A 16,310-nucleotide genomic window follows, 5' to 3' on the forward strand; every position below is an offset into this window, starting at 1 on the left:
GCACCGCGGCGTGGGGAATTTTGCGCAGCGCGGGACCGGTAGCGCGTCGTCGGGCCGCGGCGACGCCCGGCGACGCGCCACCTGCCGGGCGACGCGGCAGAGTCCTGGCGACGCGGGAGTACCGCGGCGTGGGGATTTTTGCGCAGCGCAGGGCCGGTAGCGCGTCGCCCGGTCCCGGGCCTCAGGTGGCACCGCGGGCGGCTCAGGCGATCGCGGCGGCGGGCGGGGCCGACCGGGTGCGCCTCAGCTGCGGGGAGGCTGACAGCCGGTCCTGGGCCGACCGCAGGGCCAGCACGGCGGTTTCCAGCTGCTCCAGGGGCAGGGTGAACGGCACCCGGAGGTACTGCTCGAAGGCGCCGCCCGTGCCGAAGCGGGGCCCGGCCGCGAGGCGGATGCCGACGTCGGGCGCCACCACCGCGAGGGCGGTGCTGATCGGTGCCGGGAGGCGGCACCAGACGGACAGGCCGCCGTCGGGCCGTTCCGTTTCCCAGTCCGGCAGGTGCCCGCGCAGCAGCTCCAGCAGCCCGTCCCGGTTGTCCCGCAAGGTGGCCAGCCGGGCCGGAAGCGGCTCCGCGAGGGCGTTGACCAGGTGCGCCGCGGCGAGCTGTTCCACCACCGGGCCGCCGAGGTCCAGCGTGGTGCGGGCGGCGGCGAAGCGCTGGATGAGGGATTCCTCAGCCCGGATCCAGCCGGTGCGCAGCCCCGCCCAGTGCGACTTGCTCAGGGATCCGAGCGACACCAACGCCGGGCTGAACGCTGCCATGGGGGTGGAGTCCATGCCGTCCAGGTTCAGCTCCCGCAGTGTTTCGTCCACCACCAGCACCGTGCCTGCGGCGGCCGCCGCGCGGACCAGCCTGCGCCGCTGGGAATCGGGCATCAGCCGCCCGGTGGGATTGTGGAAATCCGGGACCACGTAGGCCATGGCGGGACGCTGCTTCAGCGCCGACTCGAAGGCCGCCAGGTCCCAGCCTGGGCGTGCGGCGGGATCAGCGCCGGACGGGGCTGCGGCAGGCATGGGCACCGGCACCAGACGGCAGCCCGCCGCCCGGATGGCATCGATCGCGTTGGGATAGCTGGGATGCTCCACCAGCACCTTGTCAGCCCGGCCGGCCAGGGTGCGGAGCACGATGTTCAGGGCATGCTGCGCACCGGACGTCACCAGGATCTGCTGCGGAGTGGTGGGCACGCCGGCCGCCGAATAGTGCCGCGCGATGGCGTCCCTGAGGGGGAGGACGCCGAGGGCGTCGTAGCCGAAGCCCGGCAGCAGCGCCGGCAGCTCGGTCAGCGCGGCGGCGAAGGCCCGGTGCACCACCTCGCCGCTGGCCGGGAGCGAGGCGTAGGCCAGATCGAGGATGCCGTCCGGAACCACAAGGCCGGGAGCTCCGCTCAACGCCGCGCCCTGGCCGTCGCCCGGCGTGCCGGACTGCGGGATGCACGTCCGGCCGCGGCTGCCCTGCCCGCTGCTGAGGAACCCCTGTTCACGGAGCAGGGAGTAGGCGGCGGTGACGGTGGTCCGGCTGATGCCCAGCGTCGCGGCCAAAGACCGTTCGCTGGGCAGCGCCACCCCCAGCGGCACGCGGCCGTCGAGGACCAGGAGGCGGACGACGTCGGCCAGCTCCCGGTATGCGGGGGCCGCGCCTGCGTTCCATTCGCCGAGCAGGCGCGCCAGGGAGCTGGGGTTGAGGGATCCGGACATAAGGCCAGTATTTCAAACTGGCTATGGAATACAAGGCCAGTTTTCGGGAAGGATGGGAGCCATGATGACCCGCAGGTTCCTCCAGCTCCTTATCGGCCTTGCCATGTACGGCATCTCCCTGGCCATGTTCATCCGCGCCAGCCTCGGCACGGCGCCGTGGGACGTCCTGCACCAGGGCCTGGCCACCAAGACGGGCCTCAGCCTGGGCACGGTGGTGGTCATTGTCAGCTTCCTGGTGCTGCTGCTCTGGATCCCGCTCCGGCAGTGGCCGGGCATCGGCACGCTGTTCAATGCGGTGCTGGTGGGCGTCTTCGCGGATATCGGGCTGGCCTTCATTCCGGCGTTTTCGCATCTGGGCGGCCAGGCCGGCCTGCTCATCGGTGCGGTGCTGCTCAATGGCGTGGCCTCCGCCTGCTACATCGGCGCCCGGCTGGGCCCGGGTGCGCGGGACGGGCTCATGACAGGGCTCGCCCGGCGGACGGGCTGGCCGGTCCGGGTGTGCCGCACCGGCATCGAAGTGGTGGTGCTGGGCGCCGGCTGGCTGCTGGGCGGCTCCGTCGGCGTCGGCACAGTGCTCTACGCCCTGGCGATCGGCCCGCTGGTGCAGCTTCTGCTGCCGCGGTTCACTGTGCCCGAGCTACAGCGTCCCGCGCCGGCGGCTGCGGATCCCGCGGTCAGAGCCGCCTGAGCTACGCCGGGTCCGGCATCGGCTGGCACACGGGGCAGAAGTAGATGTCCCGTTCCTCCGTGCCTGTGCCCTTCGCCAGGACACCGTGCCGCACCGGTGTGCGGCACTTCAGGCACGCCTGGTGTTCGCGCCGGTAGACCCAGTAGCCGGGCAGCCCGGAGCTCCGGCCCACAACGGCGCCGCGCCGGTTCAGGACAGTGGTGCGGCGCCCGGGGCCCAGATTTGCCTCCAGCAGCACCTTCGCGTCGGTGATCATGGCCTTCAGGTCGGGCACCGCGGAGACAGGCGCCGCGGGGTGGACGCCGGAGAGGAAGCAGGCCTCGCAGCGGTAGATGTTGCCGATCCCGGCGAGGTTCCGCTGGTCCAGCAGCGCGACGCCGATCGGGACGTCCGGGCTGGCAAGGATCCGCCGCTCCGCCTCGTCGACGTCCCAGTCGGGGCCCAGCAGGTCCGGGCCGAGGTGGCCCACCACGGCATCCTCCTCGGACGTGCGGACCACTTCGAGGATCCCCAGGGAGAACCCGACGGCGTCTGCCGTCGCGGTGCGCAGCACGCAGCGCGCCGTGAACCCGGGTTTCCGCCAGCGGCCCCCGGGCGGATAGACCTGCCAGGTCCCCTCCATCTTGAGGTGGGAGTGGATGGTCAGCCGGTCCGGCTCCGCGGGGCCGGTTGCACCCTCCCGTGCGGGTCCCTCGAGCCGCATGAGCAGGTGCTTGCCGCGCGGGACCACCTCGGTCACGGTCCAGCCGGCCAGTTTGAGGGTGGCGAACCGCGGCACCCGGAAGTCGGAGGAGATGAGTTTCTGGCCGGCCAGCGCAGCGTGCAGCTGCGCGGCCGCGCGGAATACGGAATCGCCCTCAGGCACGGATCCTCAGCCCCTTGGGGGTGGAGTAGGCGCCGGCGTGGGCCAGGGCGGCGGCGATGGGTGTGTCGAGGATGCCGTGGCCGTTGACCTTTTCCATGATCAGTTTGTCCACCGCGCCGCGGGTGACCACGCTGACCAGGGCGGCGCCGGCGGCGGCCAGCACGTCGGTGTCCTCGCTGAAGGCCAGGAGGGTCTTGCCGCCGCGTTCCACGTAGAGCACCAGGGCGCCGTCCACCAGCACCACCAGCGCCCCGGCCTTCCGGCCCGGGCGGTGGCCGGTCCCGGCGTCGACGTTGAGGGCGGGCCAGGGCAGGGCAGCGCCGTACGGGTTGGCGGGGTCCGTCGCGGCGAGGGCGAGCGCCACCGGCTCGGGCTTTTGGAGCTGGGTGTCCTCGGCATAGGACCGCAGCCGGTCCACGGTCGCGGGCACGGCGAACTGCGCCGCACCCAGGTGCTCGATGAAGTAGCCGCGCCGGCACCGGCCCGCTTCCTCCAGCCGGGCCAGGACTTTGTACATCAGCCCGAAGCCGCCCAGGATGTTCTCGGCCATGACCGAGCCGCGGGTGAGCACCCCGTACCGGTCCAGCAGGAGTTCCGCGGTGGCGCGGGCGTGGATGGTGGCATCGAGTTCGGGGGCGGGCAGCGCGGACCAGCGGCCTGCGGCGAGCGGCGGTGTGGGTGCCGCGCCGGTGGTTGAGCCGTACCTGCCGCCGGTGAGCCCGGGGGAACCGAGCAGCCCGGTGCCGTGCGCGCGTCCCAGCCGGCTCAGCCGGGGGGCCCGGGCCCGCGGGGCGCGCGCCACCTGCCGGTGCGCGGTGTGGCCGCCGGCAATCATGGCCCGGACGGGAGCGAACGTGTCGCCGGTGATCCGGCCCGCCCACGCCAGGTCCCAGAGCGCAGTGACCACGTCCTGGTCGCTGAGCACCGCGTCCATGCCGCCTGCGACCTCGGTCAGCTGCCGGAAGAAGTACCCGCCGCCGTTGTTGCGCAGATGGTCCAGCAGCCGCTGCTGCGCGTCTCCCGGTTCAAAGTCCAGCGCCGGGTTCAGGGTCAGCTCGGCCGAATCGGCCAGGTGCAGGCTGACCCAGCCGTCGTTGCCGGGGAGCGCGCCCGCGCCGGACCACAGCACTTCGCCGGCAGCCATGAGTTCATCGAGCATGGCGGGCTGGTAGTCGGACACCCGGCTGGCGAGGACCAGCGGTTCCCAGGCGGACGCAGGAATGGGGACCCCGGAGAGCTGGTCCACGGCCGTGATGATCCCGTCCAGTCCGCGCAGCGCCGACTGTCCGCGTTTGCCGGGGACCCGGACGTTCTGCCAGGCCGGCAGGAAGCGGCCGTACGCGGCGGCATCCACGGGCTCCACCTCGGCGCGCAGCGCGGCGAGCGAGCGGCGGCGGAGCTTCCGCAGGACTTCGGCGTCGCACCACTCGCTGACTCCGGCCAGCGACGGGGCGGCCGGCGCAGCAGTCGTGTCAGCCTCGGCGGAGCCCTCCCCGCCGTCGGCTTCCGGCGCGGACGGCGGCGACGCGTGCGGGCGGAACTCGCCTTCCACCACGCGCCCGTCCGCGGCGAGCCGCTTCAGGGCCGTGCCGACGACGGCGACCCCGAGTCCCAGCCGGGCGGCGGCTTCCGCGGACGTGAACGGCCCGTGGGTGCGGGCATAGCGGGAGACGAGGTCGCCCAGCGGGTCGGCGACCGGTTCGATGAAGGCCAGCGGCACACCCATGGGCAACGGGACGCCGAGGGCGTCGCGGAGGCGGGCCGCGTCCTCGACGGCAGCGAAACGCTCGGCGCCGCCGACGTTGACCTTGATGGCGCGGTTGGCGCGGTGGAGCGCGACCAGATGCTCGGCGGCGTCCTCAACAGAGGCCGCGGCCTCGGGAACCGTCTCCGGAGCGGCTATCAGGGCCTCCTCCGGCCCGGAGCCAACATTAGGCTCGGTTTCCGGGACCGGCGCGGCGGCAGCGGCCGCTCCCTCGGCCGGCTCCAGCCGCGCCGCGACTTCCTCGGCGGTCAGCGGGCCCAGCAGCCGGAGCAGGTCCGCCACCCCTTCGAGCCCGCGGACCTTCCGGTCCGGGGCGAGTCGCTGCAGCTCCCGCTCGGTGGCGTCGATGACCTTGGCATCGAGCAGTTCGCGCAGCTCCACCCGGCCCAGGAGCTCGTTGAGCAGGGTCGAGTCCAGCGCCAGGGCGGCGGCGCGGCGCTCGGCCAGCGGGGAATCGCCCTCGTAGAGGAACTGCGCCACGTAGCCGAACAGCAGCGACTTGGCGAAGGGGGAGGGCTGCTGCGTGGTGGTCTGCAGGATCCTCAGTTCACGGCGTTCGATGGACGCCGCGATGTCCTTCAGCGCCGGCAGATCGTAGACATCCTGCAGGCACTCGCGGACGGTTTCGAGGACGATCGGGAATGTGGGGTACTTCCGGGCGACGTCCAGCAGCTGGGCGGAGCGCTGGCGCTGTTGCCAGAGAGGCTGCCGTTTGCCCGGGTTCTGCCGGGGCAGCAGCAGGGCGCGGGCGGCGCACTCGCGGAAACGGGAGGCGAAGAGCGCGCTGCCGCCGACCTCCGCCGTCACGATCTGTTCGAGTTCCTCCGGGTCGAAGAGGAACAGATCCGCCCCCGGGGGCTCGTCCTCCATCATGGGCACCCGGAGCACGATGCCGTCGTCGGCGGCCATGGCGGACCCGTCCATGCCGTAGCGCTGATGCAGCCGCTGCCCGACGGCGAGGGCCCACGGCGCGTGCACCGGCATGCCGAACGGGCTGTGCAGCACCACGCGCCAGTCGCCCAGCTCGTCGTGGAAGCGTTCCACCACGAGCGTGGTGTCGCTGGGGACCACCTCGGTGGCCGCCTTTTGCTCGCCGAGGTACTGGATCAGGTTGTTGGCGGCGAAATCGTCCAGGCCGCTGGCCTTGCAGCGTTCGGTGGCGGGCCCGACGTCGGTCGCGGACAGTTCGCGCACGAACGCGCCCAGGGCGCGGCCCAGGTCCACGGGCCGGCCGAGGGAGTCACCCTTCCAGAACGGCAGTTTTCCGGGCTGGCCGAAGGCGGGGGAGACCAGGACCCGGTCGTGGGTGATGTCCTCGATCTTCCAGCTGGTGGCGCCCAGGGCGAAAACGTCGCCCACCCGGGATTCGTAGACCATTTCCTCATCGAGCTCGCCCACCCGGCGGCCGCCCTTCGCGGCGGCCGCGGACGGACTGGATGCCCTGCCGTCGCCGCTGGCCGTGCCGGGGCTGGCTGAGCCTTCGGTCTCGGTGCCGATGATGTAGACGCCGAAGAGCCCGCGGTCCGGGATGGTGCCGCCGGAGGTGACGGCCAGCCGCTGGGCGCCGGGCCGGCCTTCGATGGTTCCGGCGTTCCGGTCCCAGATGATGCGCGGCCGCAGTTCCGCGAACTCGTCCGAGGGGTAGCGGCCCGCGAGCAGGTCGAGGGTGGCCTCGAAGGCCGAGCGGGGGAGCGAGGCGAAGGGAGCCGAGCGCCGCACGGTGGAGAACCATTCCTCGACGTCGATGGCGCCCAAGGCCGTGGCGGCGACGGTCTGCTGGGCCAGGATGTCCAGCGGGTTCGCGGGGACGTAAAGGCGTTCGATCTTGCCGGCGAGCATCCGCTCCACGGTGATGGTGGTGTGCACCAGGTCCGCCCGGTGCTTGGGGAACAGCACGCCTTGGGAGACCTCGCCCACCTGGTGGCCGGCGCGGCCCACCCGCTGTAAGCCGCTGGCCACGGACGGCGGGGATTCCACCTGCACCACCAGGTCCACGGCACCCATGTCGATCCCGAGTTCCAGCGAGGACGTAGCCACCACACAGCGGAGCCGGCCGGATTTCAGGTCGTCCTCGATCAGGGCCCGCTGGTCCTTGGAGACCGATCCGTGGTGCGCGCGGGCCAGGACGGGATCGGCCCCGGCGGTGCTGCCGGCCTGGGCCATCATGTGGGCGGGCGTTGCCGTCGACGCCGGAACCGCCCCGCTGTCCGGCCGTGCGGGTGCGCCCGCCGGGACTGCCTCCAGCTCCGGCGCGCCGGCGGCAAGCTCGGCCCAGCCGCCTCCGGCGTTCATGAGCTGGCGCTCGGCGTAGATCTCGTTGAGCCGGGCTGTCAGGCGTTCGGCCAGCCGGCGCGAGTTGGCGAACACGATGGTGGACTGGTTCGCCAGGACCAGGTCCACGATCTTCTCCTCCACATGCGGCCAGATGGACGCCTGCGGCTGCAGTCCCGAGGCCGGGCCGGAGTCGAACGCGCCGGCGGCACCCTGGAGATCGGACATGTCCTCCACCGGCACCGAGACGGTCAGGTCCCAGTTCTTCTTGGAGGGCGGGGCCACGATTTCCGCCGGGGCCGACCCCGCGAGGAACTGCGCCACCAGTTCCTTCGGTTCCACGGTGGCGGAGAGCCCGATCCGCTGGGCGGGCTTCGGCAGCAGCGCGTCGAGGCGTTCCAGCGACACCGCCAGGTGGGCGCCGCGTTTGGTGCCGGCGACGGCGTGGACCTCGTCAACGATGATGGTGTCCACCTCGCTCAGCGTCTCCCGCGCCTTGGAGGTCAGCATCAGGAAGAGCGATTCGGGGGTGGTGATGAGGATGTCCGGCGGGTTGCTCAGCAGCGCCCGGCGGTCCGCGGCCGGGGTGTCGCCGGAACGGACGCCCACAGTGATCAGCGGCGCGGGCAGGCCGAGACGTTTGGCGGTCTGCGTGATGCCGATCAGCGGGGCACGGAGGTTGCGTTCGACGTCGACGCCCAGCGCCTTGAGCGGCGAGATGTACAGCACCCGGGTTTTGCGTTTGGGCGCCTTCCGGCGGGCTGGTTTGGCGGCCGCGGCGTCGAGCCCGGGCAGCTCCTCGGGCTCGGCGGGCGCCGCGACGAGCAGGCGGTCCAGCGCCCAGAGGAACGCGGCGAGGGTTTTGCCGGACCCGGTGGGGGCGACCACGAGGGCGTGGGCGCCGGAGGAGATCGCGTTCCAGGCGCCCTCCTGGGCCGGGGTGGGCGCGGTGAATGCGCCCAGGAACCAGTCCCGGGTCGGCCGGCTGAACCGGTCCATGGCTTCGGCCGCGAGTGTGCCGGCGCGCTCCTGCCCCTTCATTCCTCCATCATCCCTTACGGCACCGACAGGAAATGCCGCGGCTACTGGGACTGGAACACACCGATGGTGAGGAGCTGGGTTGCGGCGTCGCTGCAGGCATCTGTGGGCTGGGCAATGAACAGCGAAGCGGTGTCTTCGGGCGGGTAAATGCGGTAGCCGGCGGCCGGCGTGATTTTGCAGCCCGCGTGGTTGGCGGCCTGGGTGTACCGCAGGGTCGCCGCGCCGGCCTGGCCCGGTGCCAGGAGGACGTCGGCGGCGGGTCCGGACTGGTCGCGGACCGCGGCGGCGCCGATCGGTGCGCCGTTGGCGTCGGCGGTCAGGGAGACGCCGGCGAATCCCCTGAGCACACACGGCTCGGTGCCCGAGTTGGTCAGGATCAGCTGCATGTAGAGGCTTCCGGCCGCGGCACCGCCGGCGGAATCGAGGGCTGCCGTCAGGCCGTCGGCCTTGCACAAGGCGGGGCCGGCAGGGGCGGGTGCTGCCGACGACGCGGTGGGCGGCGTGGCGGGTGCGGTGGCCGCTCCGGAGCCGGCAGGCTGGCTCGCCGAGCTGGCAGGGGAGGACGCCGGCGTCGACGACGTCTGGGACTGCGGTGTTCCCGCTCCGCAGCCGGCAAGGACAAACACTGCCGCGGCTGCCGCCGTCGTGGTTACCAGTCTTTTCGGAATTCGCTGAGCCGTCATGGCACCAACCTTCGTGCCAGTGGTGGCCTGAGTCAACGATGCCACGACGGCGGCGCCCGATTGATGCCCGGATTGTGATTTCCGGGCATCAACCGAGGTCAGCTACTCCTTCGGCGCTGAGCCGGGGGTGGAACCGGACGCTGGGACGCGCACCGGAGCGGGCTTGGCGCCCCGGCTGCGGGCCAGGGCCAGTCCGCCGAGGGCGAGGCCCCCGGCACCGGCCACCAGGCCGGCCCAGCTGCGGGCCTCGGCGCCGCTGTCGGTCACCGCGGCGGCCTGGGTGGTCTCAGCCGCGGTTTCCGGTGTTGTCTCCGTGGCGCTGGCGGCGTGGGCGCCGTGGCCGTCAGCGGAGGCCGCCGCGGCCGTGACCGTCACGGAGGGGGCAGGCGCCTTGAGCGAGTGCGGGTCCTGCCCGTCGGCGGGCAACTCGGACCAGTCGGTCTGGCCCACCTCACAGTTCTGCAGCGTCGGGAAATAGAGGGTCTTGCCCGCGGTGTCGGGCAGCTTCACGGACAGCACCAGGGCGTCCCGGAGTTCCGGCTCCAGCGGGGCCTTGGCGGTGTAGACGATCCGGCTGGTGCGCTTGGTGATGGAGCTGCCGTCCGCGAGTTTCTTCGGTTCGGCCAGCTGCTCCGTGACCTTCTCGGCGGTCCAGTTCGGGTTGACCGTGGGCTGGGCATCGTTGAGTTCGGCGGGCAGGGTGATGGTCACCTTGGTGGTGCCGGACTCCTCGCAGCCGTGCGGGATTCCAAAGGTCAGCAGGGCGTAGGAGTTCGCCGTGGTCTTGTCCGGGGTGACGCCGACGTGCGCGGACGCGCCCGCGGCGCCGGCGAGCATCAGGGCGGCGGTTCCGCCGGCAGCGGCAGCTGCGGCCAGGGTACGGCGGAGGGCAGGGGTGGAGGAGATCTTCACGTGGGTTGCCTTTCAGGCGTGCGCTGCTCCGAGGCAGGCACAAAAATGGGGAGGATGGCGCGGCGGCGGTGTTGATGGTTACTGATGTGCTGGCGCAGCGGAGGGGACGCTGATGGTCTTCGTGCGCAGGTGCGGCCGCGGCCGGGAATGTCAGGGAAGTACGACGGCGGGCGGCGGCCCGCGGCGGCAATCGCGCCGGAGGTTCCGCCACGGCAGCGGCACGGACTCCGCCGGCCAGAAGGCGGCGGCCGGGACTGCAGGCGCGTGAAGCACCACGGGCGCCGGAAGCTGCAGCAGCGGGCGGAGCCAGGCGGCGAGGGACCACAGGGCGGCTTCGCCCCGGGCGAGGAGGAGGGCGCAGAGCAGGGTTGCCAGCGCGTGGCCGGCAAGCATCAGCAGGGACAGTGAGGAGTCCAGTGCCAGGGTTGTGTCCAGTGCGTGCGCGTCGAGGGTTCCGCCGGTCCCGGGCGGAAGGGGCACCGCGCCGAGGTGGTGCGCGGTTCCGGAGGCCGGGCCGGGGAAGGCCGAAGCACCCGGGGCCGATGCGTTGAGGGCCGATCCGTTGAGGGGAGCCGCGCTGAAGGCGCTGAAGGCCCCGTGCAGCACGAACTGGCCGGCGCCGAGCATCCCGGCAAGGGCCGCGAAGTTCAGCTTCAGCCGGGTGGCTGCGGTGGTGGCCAGCCCGGTCAGGGCCAGCAGGGCCAGCAGGATGCCGGGGGAGGGCAGGTGTCCGCCGGCCAGGGTGTGCGCGCCGGCGGCGAGGGACAGGACGGTGAAGGCCACCATGGCCGATCGCAGGGCATGGAACGGGGTTCTGGCGGCTGTGCGCACGGAACACTCCCTTCACCAGCGGCGGCCAACGTGGATCCCGGACGGCGGATGCCGCCGTCGGGCTGTCCCCCCGATTCTACCGGCCGGACTGGGAAAAACCTCCGGCGGACAAGAGCCCCGGAGAGGGGCGGCCGGGTGCCTCGCGAAACAGCTGCACCCCGGTCTAGGGACCGGGGTGCAGCGGGTTCAGGTCACTGTCTCAGGTGTCAGTGTCAGCTGACCGGGGCGGGGGAGGCCGCGCCGGCGAGCCGGAGCCATGTGTCCACCACGGTGTCGGGGTTCAGCGAGACGGAGTCGATGCCTTCGGCGACCAGCCACTCGGCGAAGTCCGCGTGGTCGGAGGGGCCCTGGCCGCAGATGCCCACGTACTTGCCACGCGCCTTGCACGCTGCGATGGCCATGCTGAGGAGCTTCTTGACGGCGGGGTCCCGCTCGTCGAAGCCGCCGGCGACGATCGCGGAGTCACGGTCCAGGCCCAGGGTCAGCTGGGTCATGTCGTTGGAGCCGATGGAGAAACCGTCGAAGTAGTCAAGGAACTCGTCGGCCAGCAGCGCGTTGGACGGCAGCTCGCACATCATGATCACCTCGAGGCCGTTCTCGCCGCGGCGCAGGCCGTTCTCGGCGAGCAGGTCGATGACGCCGGACGCCTCATCCACGGTGCGCACAAACGGGATCATCAGCTTGACGTTGGTGAGGCCCATCTCGTTGCGGACGAAGGACAGGGCCTCGCACTCCAGGTCGAAGCAGTCCCGGAAGGACGGCTCCAGGTAGCGGGAGGCGCCGCGGAAGCCGATCATCGGGTTCTCTTCGTGCGGCTCGTAGGCGGGGCCGCCGATGAGGTTGGCGTACTCGTTGGACTTGAAGTCGGACATCCGCACAATCACCGGCTCCGGCGCGAACGCCGCGGCGATGGTGGCCACACCCTCGGCCAGGCGCTTGATGTAGTAGTCGCGCGGGCTGTCGTAGGCGGCGATGCGGTCCCGGATCTCCGCGATGACGTCCGCCGGCTGCTCGTCCAGGTTCAGCAGCGCCTTGGGGTGGATGCCGATCTGGCGGTTGATGATGAATTCCAGCCGGGCCAGGCCCACGCCGTGGTTGGGCAGCTGCGCGAACGTAAAGGCCTGTTCGGGGGTGCCGACGTTCATCATGACCTTGACCGGGGCCTCGGGCAGCTGGGTGATTTCGGTTTCCTCGACGCTGAAGTCCAGGAGGCCCTCGTAGATGACGCCGGTCTCGCCGTCGGCGCAGGAGACGGTCACCTCGAGCCCGTCGCTGAGGACGTCCGTGGCGGAGCCGGTGCCGACGACGGCGGGAATCCCCAGTTCGCGGGCGATGATGGCGGCGTGGCAGGTGCGTCCGCCGCGGTTGGTCACGATCGCGGAGGCGCGCTTCATGATCGGTTCCCAGTCCGGGTCGGTCATGTCGGCGACCAGGACGTCGCCGGTCTTGAAGGCGGCCATCTGGTCGATCGCGGTGAGGATGCGGACGGTGCCGGCGCCGATGCGCTGGCCGATCGCGCGGCCCTCGACCAGGGCACGGCCGGTCCCGTTGAGGCGGAAGCGGCTGAGGCTGCCGGAGGCCCGGCGGGACTGCACGGTTTCGGGACGGGCCTGCAGGATGTACAGGCCGCCGTCCACCCCGTCCTTGCCCCATTCGATGTCCATGGGGCGCCCGTAGTGGTTTTCAATGGCGACGGCGTGGCGGGCCAGCTGCTCGACGTCGTCGTCGGTGAGGCTGAAGCGGTTCCGCTGGGAGGCCTCCACCGGCACGAAGTCGATGGTGTGGCCCACTTCGCGGTTGCTGGTGTAGGTCATCTGGAGGGCCTTTTCGCCCAGGCCGCGCTTGAGGATGGCGGGGCGGCCGGCCTCCAGGGCCGGCTTGTAGACGTAGAACTCGTCTGGGTTGACGGCGCCCTGGACCACGGCTTCGCCGAGGCCGTAGGAGGAGGTGACGAACACGGCGTCCTGGAACCCGGATTCGGTGTCCATGGTGAACATCACGCCGGAGGCGCCGACGTCGGAGCGGACCATGCGCTGGACGCCGGCGGAGAGTGCCACCTCGGCGTGCTCGAACTGGTGGTGCACCCGGTAGGCGATGGCACGGTCGTTGTAGAGCGACGCGAAGACGTCCTTGATGGCCTGCAGGATGTTCTCGATGCCGCGGACGTTCAGGAAGGTTTCCTGCTGGCCCGCGAAGGAGGCGTCGGGGAGGTCTTCCGCCGTCGCGCTGGAGCGGACGGCCCAGGAGAGGTCCTCGGAGCTGCCGTGCTTTTCCACCAGCTTCTGGTAGGCGGCGCGGATCTGCGCCTCGAAGTCCGGCAGGAAGGGCGTCTCGCGGATCAGGGTGCGGATTTCCTGCCCGGCAGCGGCCAGCGCGGTGACGTCGTCGGTGTCCAGGCCCACCAGCCGGTCGGCGATCCTCTGGTCCAGGCCGGAATCGGCGAGGAAGCTGCGGTAGGCGTCGGCCGTCGTGGCGAAGCCGTCGGGCACCTGGACTCCGGCAGAGGTGAGGTTCTGCACCATTTCGCCGAGTGAGGCGTTTTTGCCGCCCACCCGGTCCAGGTCCTTGAGGCCAAGTTCTGAGAACCACAGGATGTCTGTCGTCACGTTTACTGCTCCTTTGCAGATGATGGCATGCGGTATCGCCGCCCCGCATGGGGCGCGCGCCGTTGTGGGGCGCAATTCCTGTCCACAGTGACAGGTCCACGCCGGTGTTTCCACTTGATGTGTTCCACGCAACATTCGTGAAACGCGGTCCTAGTGCTTGAGGTTCATTTTCTGGAGGATGGTGGCGGCCATTTCCTCCACGGAGACGCTGGCCGAATTGAGGTAGGGGATCCCGTGCGAGACGTACAGGCGCTCGGCGCTGCGCAGCTCAAACCCGCATTGCCGCAGCGACGCATAGGGCGAGCCGCGGCGGCGTTCGGTGCGCACCTGGCTCAGGCGCAGGGGGTTGGTGGTGAGGCCGAAACATTTGGAAACGAACGGGCGCAGCGGACGGGGGAGGCCCTCCCGTTCGAAGTCCTCGTCCACCAGCGGGAAGTTCGCGGCGAAGATGCCGTGCTGCAGCGCCAGGTACATGGTGGTGGGGGTCTTGCCGCAGCGGGACGGGGCCACCAGGATCACCTGCGCCTTTTCGAGCGCGCGCAGGCTCTGGCCGTCGTCGTGCTCCATGGCATATTCGACGGCAGCCATCCGGGACTGGTAGCGGGCGGCGTTGCCCAGGCCGTGGGCCCGGCCCGGTTCCCCGCTGGCCTGGGTGCCCAGGGCCAGTTCCAGCTGCCCGACGTGCGTCCCGATGAGGTCCACGATGATCCCCTTGCAGGTGCCCAGGGTCTGGCGGATGTCGGCGCCCACGGCGGTGGAGAAGACGATGGGCTGCAGCCCGGTGTCGGCCAGGTTGTCGATCACCCGGACCACGGCCCGGGCCTGGTCCACCGTGGTGATGAAGGGGACCGTGATGCGGTCGTATTCGTTCGCGGGAAACTGCGTCAGCAGGGTGTTGCCGAGCGTTTCCGCGGTGATGCCCGTGCTGTCCGAAAGGAAGTAGACCGGGCGGGGAGCGTCATTGGTCATGAACGCATTCTGCCCCAGGACAGGCGGCGGGGTTGTTTCGTGACTCTTCGGCGCTGCCCGCGGACAGCATTTCCCCAGCTCAACCACAGAAAACCGGCCTTTTCAAGTCACACGGAAGGCTATTGCCCGTCCCGGTCAGGGCGCCTACCCTTACGTTGGGATCTGGCCCGGGCATCTTTCTGGGGAGAGACCAATTCGGTGTTCCGATCGAGCCCGATTCCGCAAAGGCTGGCTCCATGGTCTCAAAACGATGGAGCCAGCTGCGGGAATCATCGAGGCCCGGACACCCCTCATACGCAGGGCAGGGAGCGCCTCACATGGTGGGGCCGGTGCCGTTGGCGGCCCGGCCGCCGCGGGGTGCCACGCTCATGCCGACCGCCACCCTGTCGCCGTCGGCCAGCCGCTCCTGCAAGCGGACGTTCTTCCGCACCGGCAGGACGTACCCGCCGTCGCGCGGCAACAGCGAGGTCTCCCATTCGGTGTCCCCGATCCGCACCCGCACCGGGATGGCTCCCCACCCGTAGCTGGCCACCGCCGCCTGGACCCGGACGTAGCCACACGCGTCAGCGGGCAACGCCAGCCAGTAATACGGGGCCGGCCCGCGCCATTCGAACATTTCCGCACTGAAGGTGGTGTCCACGGAACGCAACGGTAGTGTCCGGGTGCTGCTCCATCAAGCAGTCCGCGGGCTCGGGCCTTCCGGCCGGCCGGACCGTGCGCGTCCCGCGGGAAAGCCGGCGGCCCTCACGCCCTGACGGCTGGTATGAGAAAGGCCCCTGCTTCCCTTGTAAACAAAGGGAAGCAGGGGCCTCGCTACGTGGCGGTGACGGTGGGATTTGAACCCACGTTGGCTTTTACACCAAACAACATTTCGAGTGTTGCACCTTCGGCCGCTCGGACACGTCACCAACCTGAATAGGGTACCGGAGCAAGGCGCTCAACCCCAAAACGGCGCCTAGTGCGGCCTGACTCCTAGTGCTTGCCGGACCGTCCGGAGGTCAAAGCACGCGTGGCGAATGCCTGTGAGCGTGCTCATAACAGGTCGGAAAGTCTAGGGTGAGCAGATGACGACCAACTCCTAATCGATCCAGGTTCCGGAAGGGGCGCTATGTCTAGTAGTCGACGTGCGAGAGGGGCCGACATTCTGAATGTCATGGTCTTCTGTTTCGCCCTATCTTCGCTTCTGACAGCCTGCTCATTCGAGCCGGCCCCTGGGCCCTCGGAAGGTTCTTCGGCAGGAACAGCAGAGTCGACCCGGACGGAGTCGCCCGCGACTCCGGATGCAAGTTCTCCACCAGGCCCAACCGCATCCAGCGCAACCTTCAGCGGCGTCGAAAACGATGTAGCTTTTTCATTTGCCTACCCCGCTACGTGGACCGTTACAAAATCTGATCCGTCAATCCAGAACGGTGGTGACTCCTTCGTCATCACCAATGAGGCGGGGACCGGCGTTGCTTCATTCACGGTGCTGCCGTACTTGGAGGTTGGTCCCTGCAGTGCCGTGTGCGCCGATGCCTCAGTCTCCTACCTTGGAGAAGTCCCCGGGCAGGGAACACTCGCTGGCAGGTCATATTCCATCCAGACCAAGGCCATGGATCTCACATCTCGCGGGGACCTGCAGGAGGCCAACGGGTGGGAGAACAACGTTCGATTGCTCATTGGAGTCGCGGGCGTCCCGGGCACGACCCCCGCTGAGGACCCTGTTCATTTCACCATCGGAGCTGGTATTCAGACGGGGTCAACAAGCGATTCTCTACGGCCAATAGTTTTCTCTGCCCACCGCGATTTTGGAACCATGGCGGAGGCAAAGGCATACACATCATCTGGCGAGCATGCCCAAATCCAAGCGATGATGAGATCGCTCCAAGCAACGGCCGCTGTCGGGACCTCGCTGGGCTCGCAGACCCCAGTGCCGACTCGCACAGGGTGAGGAAAGCGCCCGTCCGCTCCTCCGGTAATCCGGTCGAACTAATTGGGCATGAC

10 protein-coding genes and 1 tRNA gene are annotated in these 16,310 nt (G+C 70.2%); 1 reads left to right on the plus strand and 10 read right to left on the minus strand.

Annotated features, from left to right (window positions below):
• Positions 1-202 precede the first annotated feature (202 nt).
• Positions 203-1,696 carry a MocR-like transcription factor YczR gene (gene yczR, locus AR539_RS05395; RefSeq protein ID WP_066433344.1) on the minus strand — a complete coding sequence of 498 codons (1,494 nt, stop codon included), beginning with the start codon at positions 1,694-1,696 and terminating at the stop codon, positions 203-205.
• 61 nt (positions 1,697-1,757) lie between these two features.
• On the opposite strand from yczR, the gene yczE reads away from it, so the two are divergent.
• A complete protein-coding gene (gene yczE / locus AR539_RS05400; RefSeq protein WP_066433345.1) occupies positions 1,758-2,384 on the plus strand; it encodes a membrane protein YczE in 627 nt (208 codons plus the stop codon).
• A 1-nt stretch (position 2,385) separates the two neighbouring features.
• Here the strand turns inward: yczE and AR539_RS05405 are convergent, their stop codons facing one another.
• From AR539_RS05405 to AR539_RS05450, 9 genes are all read right to left on the minus strand, one after another.
• Positions 2,386-3,249: a DNA-formamidopyrimidine glycosylase family protein gene (locus tag AR539_RS05405; protein ID WP_066433347.1), complete on the minus strand. Its 864-nt coding sequence runs from the start codon at positions 3,247-3,249 to the stop codon at positions 2,386-2,388.
• Positions 3,242-8,326, minus strand: coding sequence for a DNA glycosylase AlkZ-like family protein (locus tag AR539_RS05410; RefSeq protein ID WP_066433350.1), 5,085 nt, complete (start codon positions 8,324-8,326; stop codon positions 3,242-3,244). The genes AR539_RS05405 and AR539_RS05410 overlap by 8 nt, the downstream gene beginning before the upstream one ends.
• Positions 8,327-8,367: 41 nt before the next feature.
• Positions 8,368-9,009, minus strand: coding sequence for a DUF4232 domain-containing protein (locus AR539_RS18910; protein ID WP_082699203.1), 642 nt, complete (start codon positions 9,007-9,009; stop codon positions 8,368-8,370).
• A gap of 102 nt (positions 9,010-9,111) precedes the next feature.
• A complete protein-coding gene (locus AR539_RS05425) occupies positions 9,112-9,846 on the minus strand; it encodes a YcnI family copper-binding membrane protein (protein WP_082699305.1) in 735 nt (244 codons plus the stop codon).
• A 225-nt stretch (positions 9,847-10,071) separates the two neighbouring features.
• Positions 10,072-10,752 (minus strand): hypothetical protein, encoded by a 681-nt coding sequence (locus AR539_RS05430; protein ID WP_066433357.1) that lies wholly within the window; start codon positions 10,750-10,752, stop codon positions 10,072-10,074.
• Positions 10,753-10,964: 212 nt separating this feature from the next.
• Positions 10,965-13,358, minus strand: coding sequence for a phosphoenolpyruvate synthase (gene ppsA, locus AR539_RS05435; protein ID WP_066433359.1), 2,394 nt, complete (start codon positions 13,356-13,358; stop codon positions 10,965-10,967).
• 150 nt (positions 13,359-13,508) lie between these two features.
• The gene (locus AR539_RS05440) at positions 13,509-14,327 is read right to left on the minus strand and encodes a pyruvate, water dikinase regulatory protein (protein WP_066433363.1); all 819 of its coding nucleotides are present in this window, start codon (positions 14,325-14,327) and stop codon (positions 13,509-13,511) included.
• Positions 14,328-14,640: 313 nt separating this feature from the next.
• The gene (locus AR539_RS05445) at positions 14,641-14,967 is read right to left on the minus strand and encodes a DUF1905 domain-containing protein (protein WP_066436102.1); all 327 of its coding nucleotides are present in this window, start codon (positions 14,965-14,967) and stop codon (positions 14,641-14,643) included.
• Positions 14,968-15,145: 178 nt separating this feature from the next.
• Positions 15,146-15,235 (minus strand) — tRNA-Ser (locus tag AR539_RS05450).
• Positions 15,236-16,310: the final 1,075 nt, after the last annotated feature.

The organism is Arthrobacter sp. EPSL27 (assembly GCF_001512305.1).
In the GTDB taxonomy this organism is placed as follows: domain Bacteria; phylum Actinomycetota; class Actinomycetes; order Actinomycetales; family Micrococcaceae; genus Arthrobacter.

Excerpts from the sequence above, each read along its gene's own strand:
- AR539_RS18910 (WP_082699203.1), bottom strand. The coding sequence starts at position 9,009 with ATGACGGCTCAGCGAATTCCGAAAAGACTGGTAACCACGACGGCGGCA.
- AR539_RS05425 (WP_082699305.1), bottom strand. The coding sequence starts at position 9,846 with ATGCTCGCCGGCGCCGCGGGCGCGTCCGCGCACGTCGGCGTCACCCCG.
- yczR (WP_066433344.1), bottom strand. The coding sequence starts at position 1,696 with ATGTCCGGATCCCTCAACCCCAGCTCCCTGGCGCGCCTGCTCGGCGAA.
- yczE (WP_066433345.1), top strand. The coding sequence starts at position 1,758 with ATGATGACCCGCAGGTTCCTCCAGCTCCTTATCGGCCTTGCCATGTAC.
- AR539_RS05410 (WP_066433350.1), bottom strand. The coding sequence starts at position 8,326 with ATGAAGGGGCAGGAGCGCGCCGGCACACTCGCGGCCGAAGCCATGGAC.
- AR539_RS05440 (WP_066433363.1), bottom strand. The coding sequence starts at position 14,327 with ATGACCAATGACGCTCCCCGCCCGGTCTACTTCCTTTCGGACAGCACG.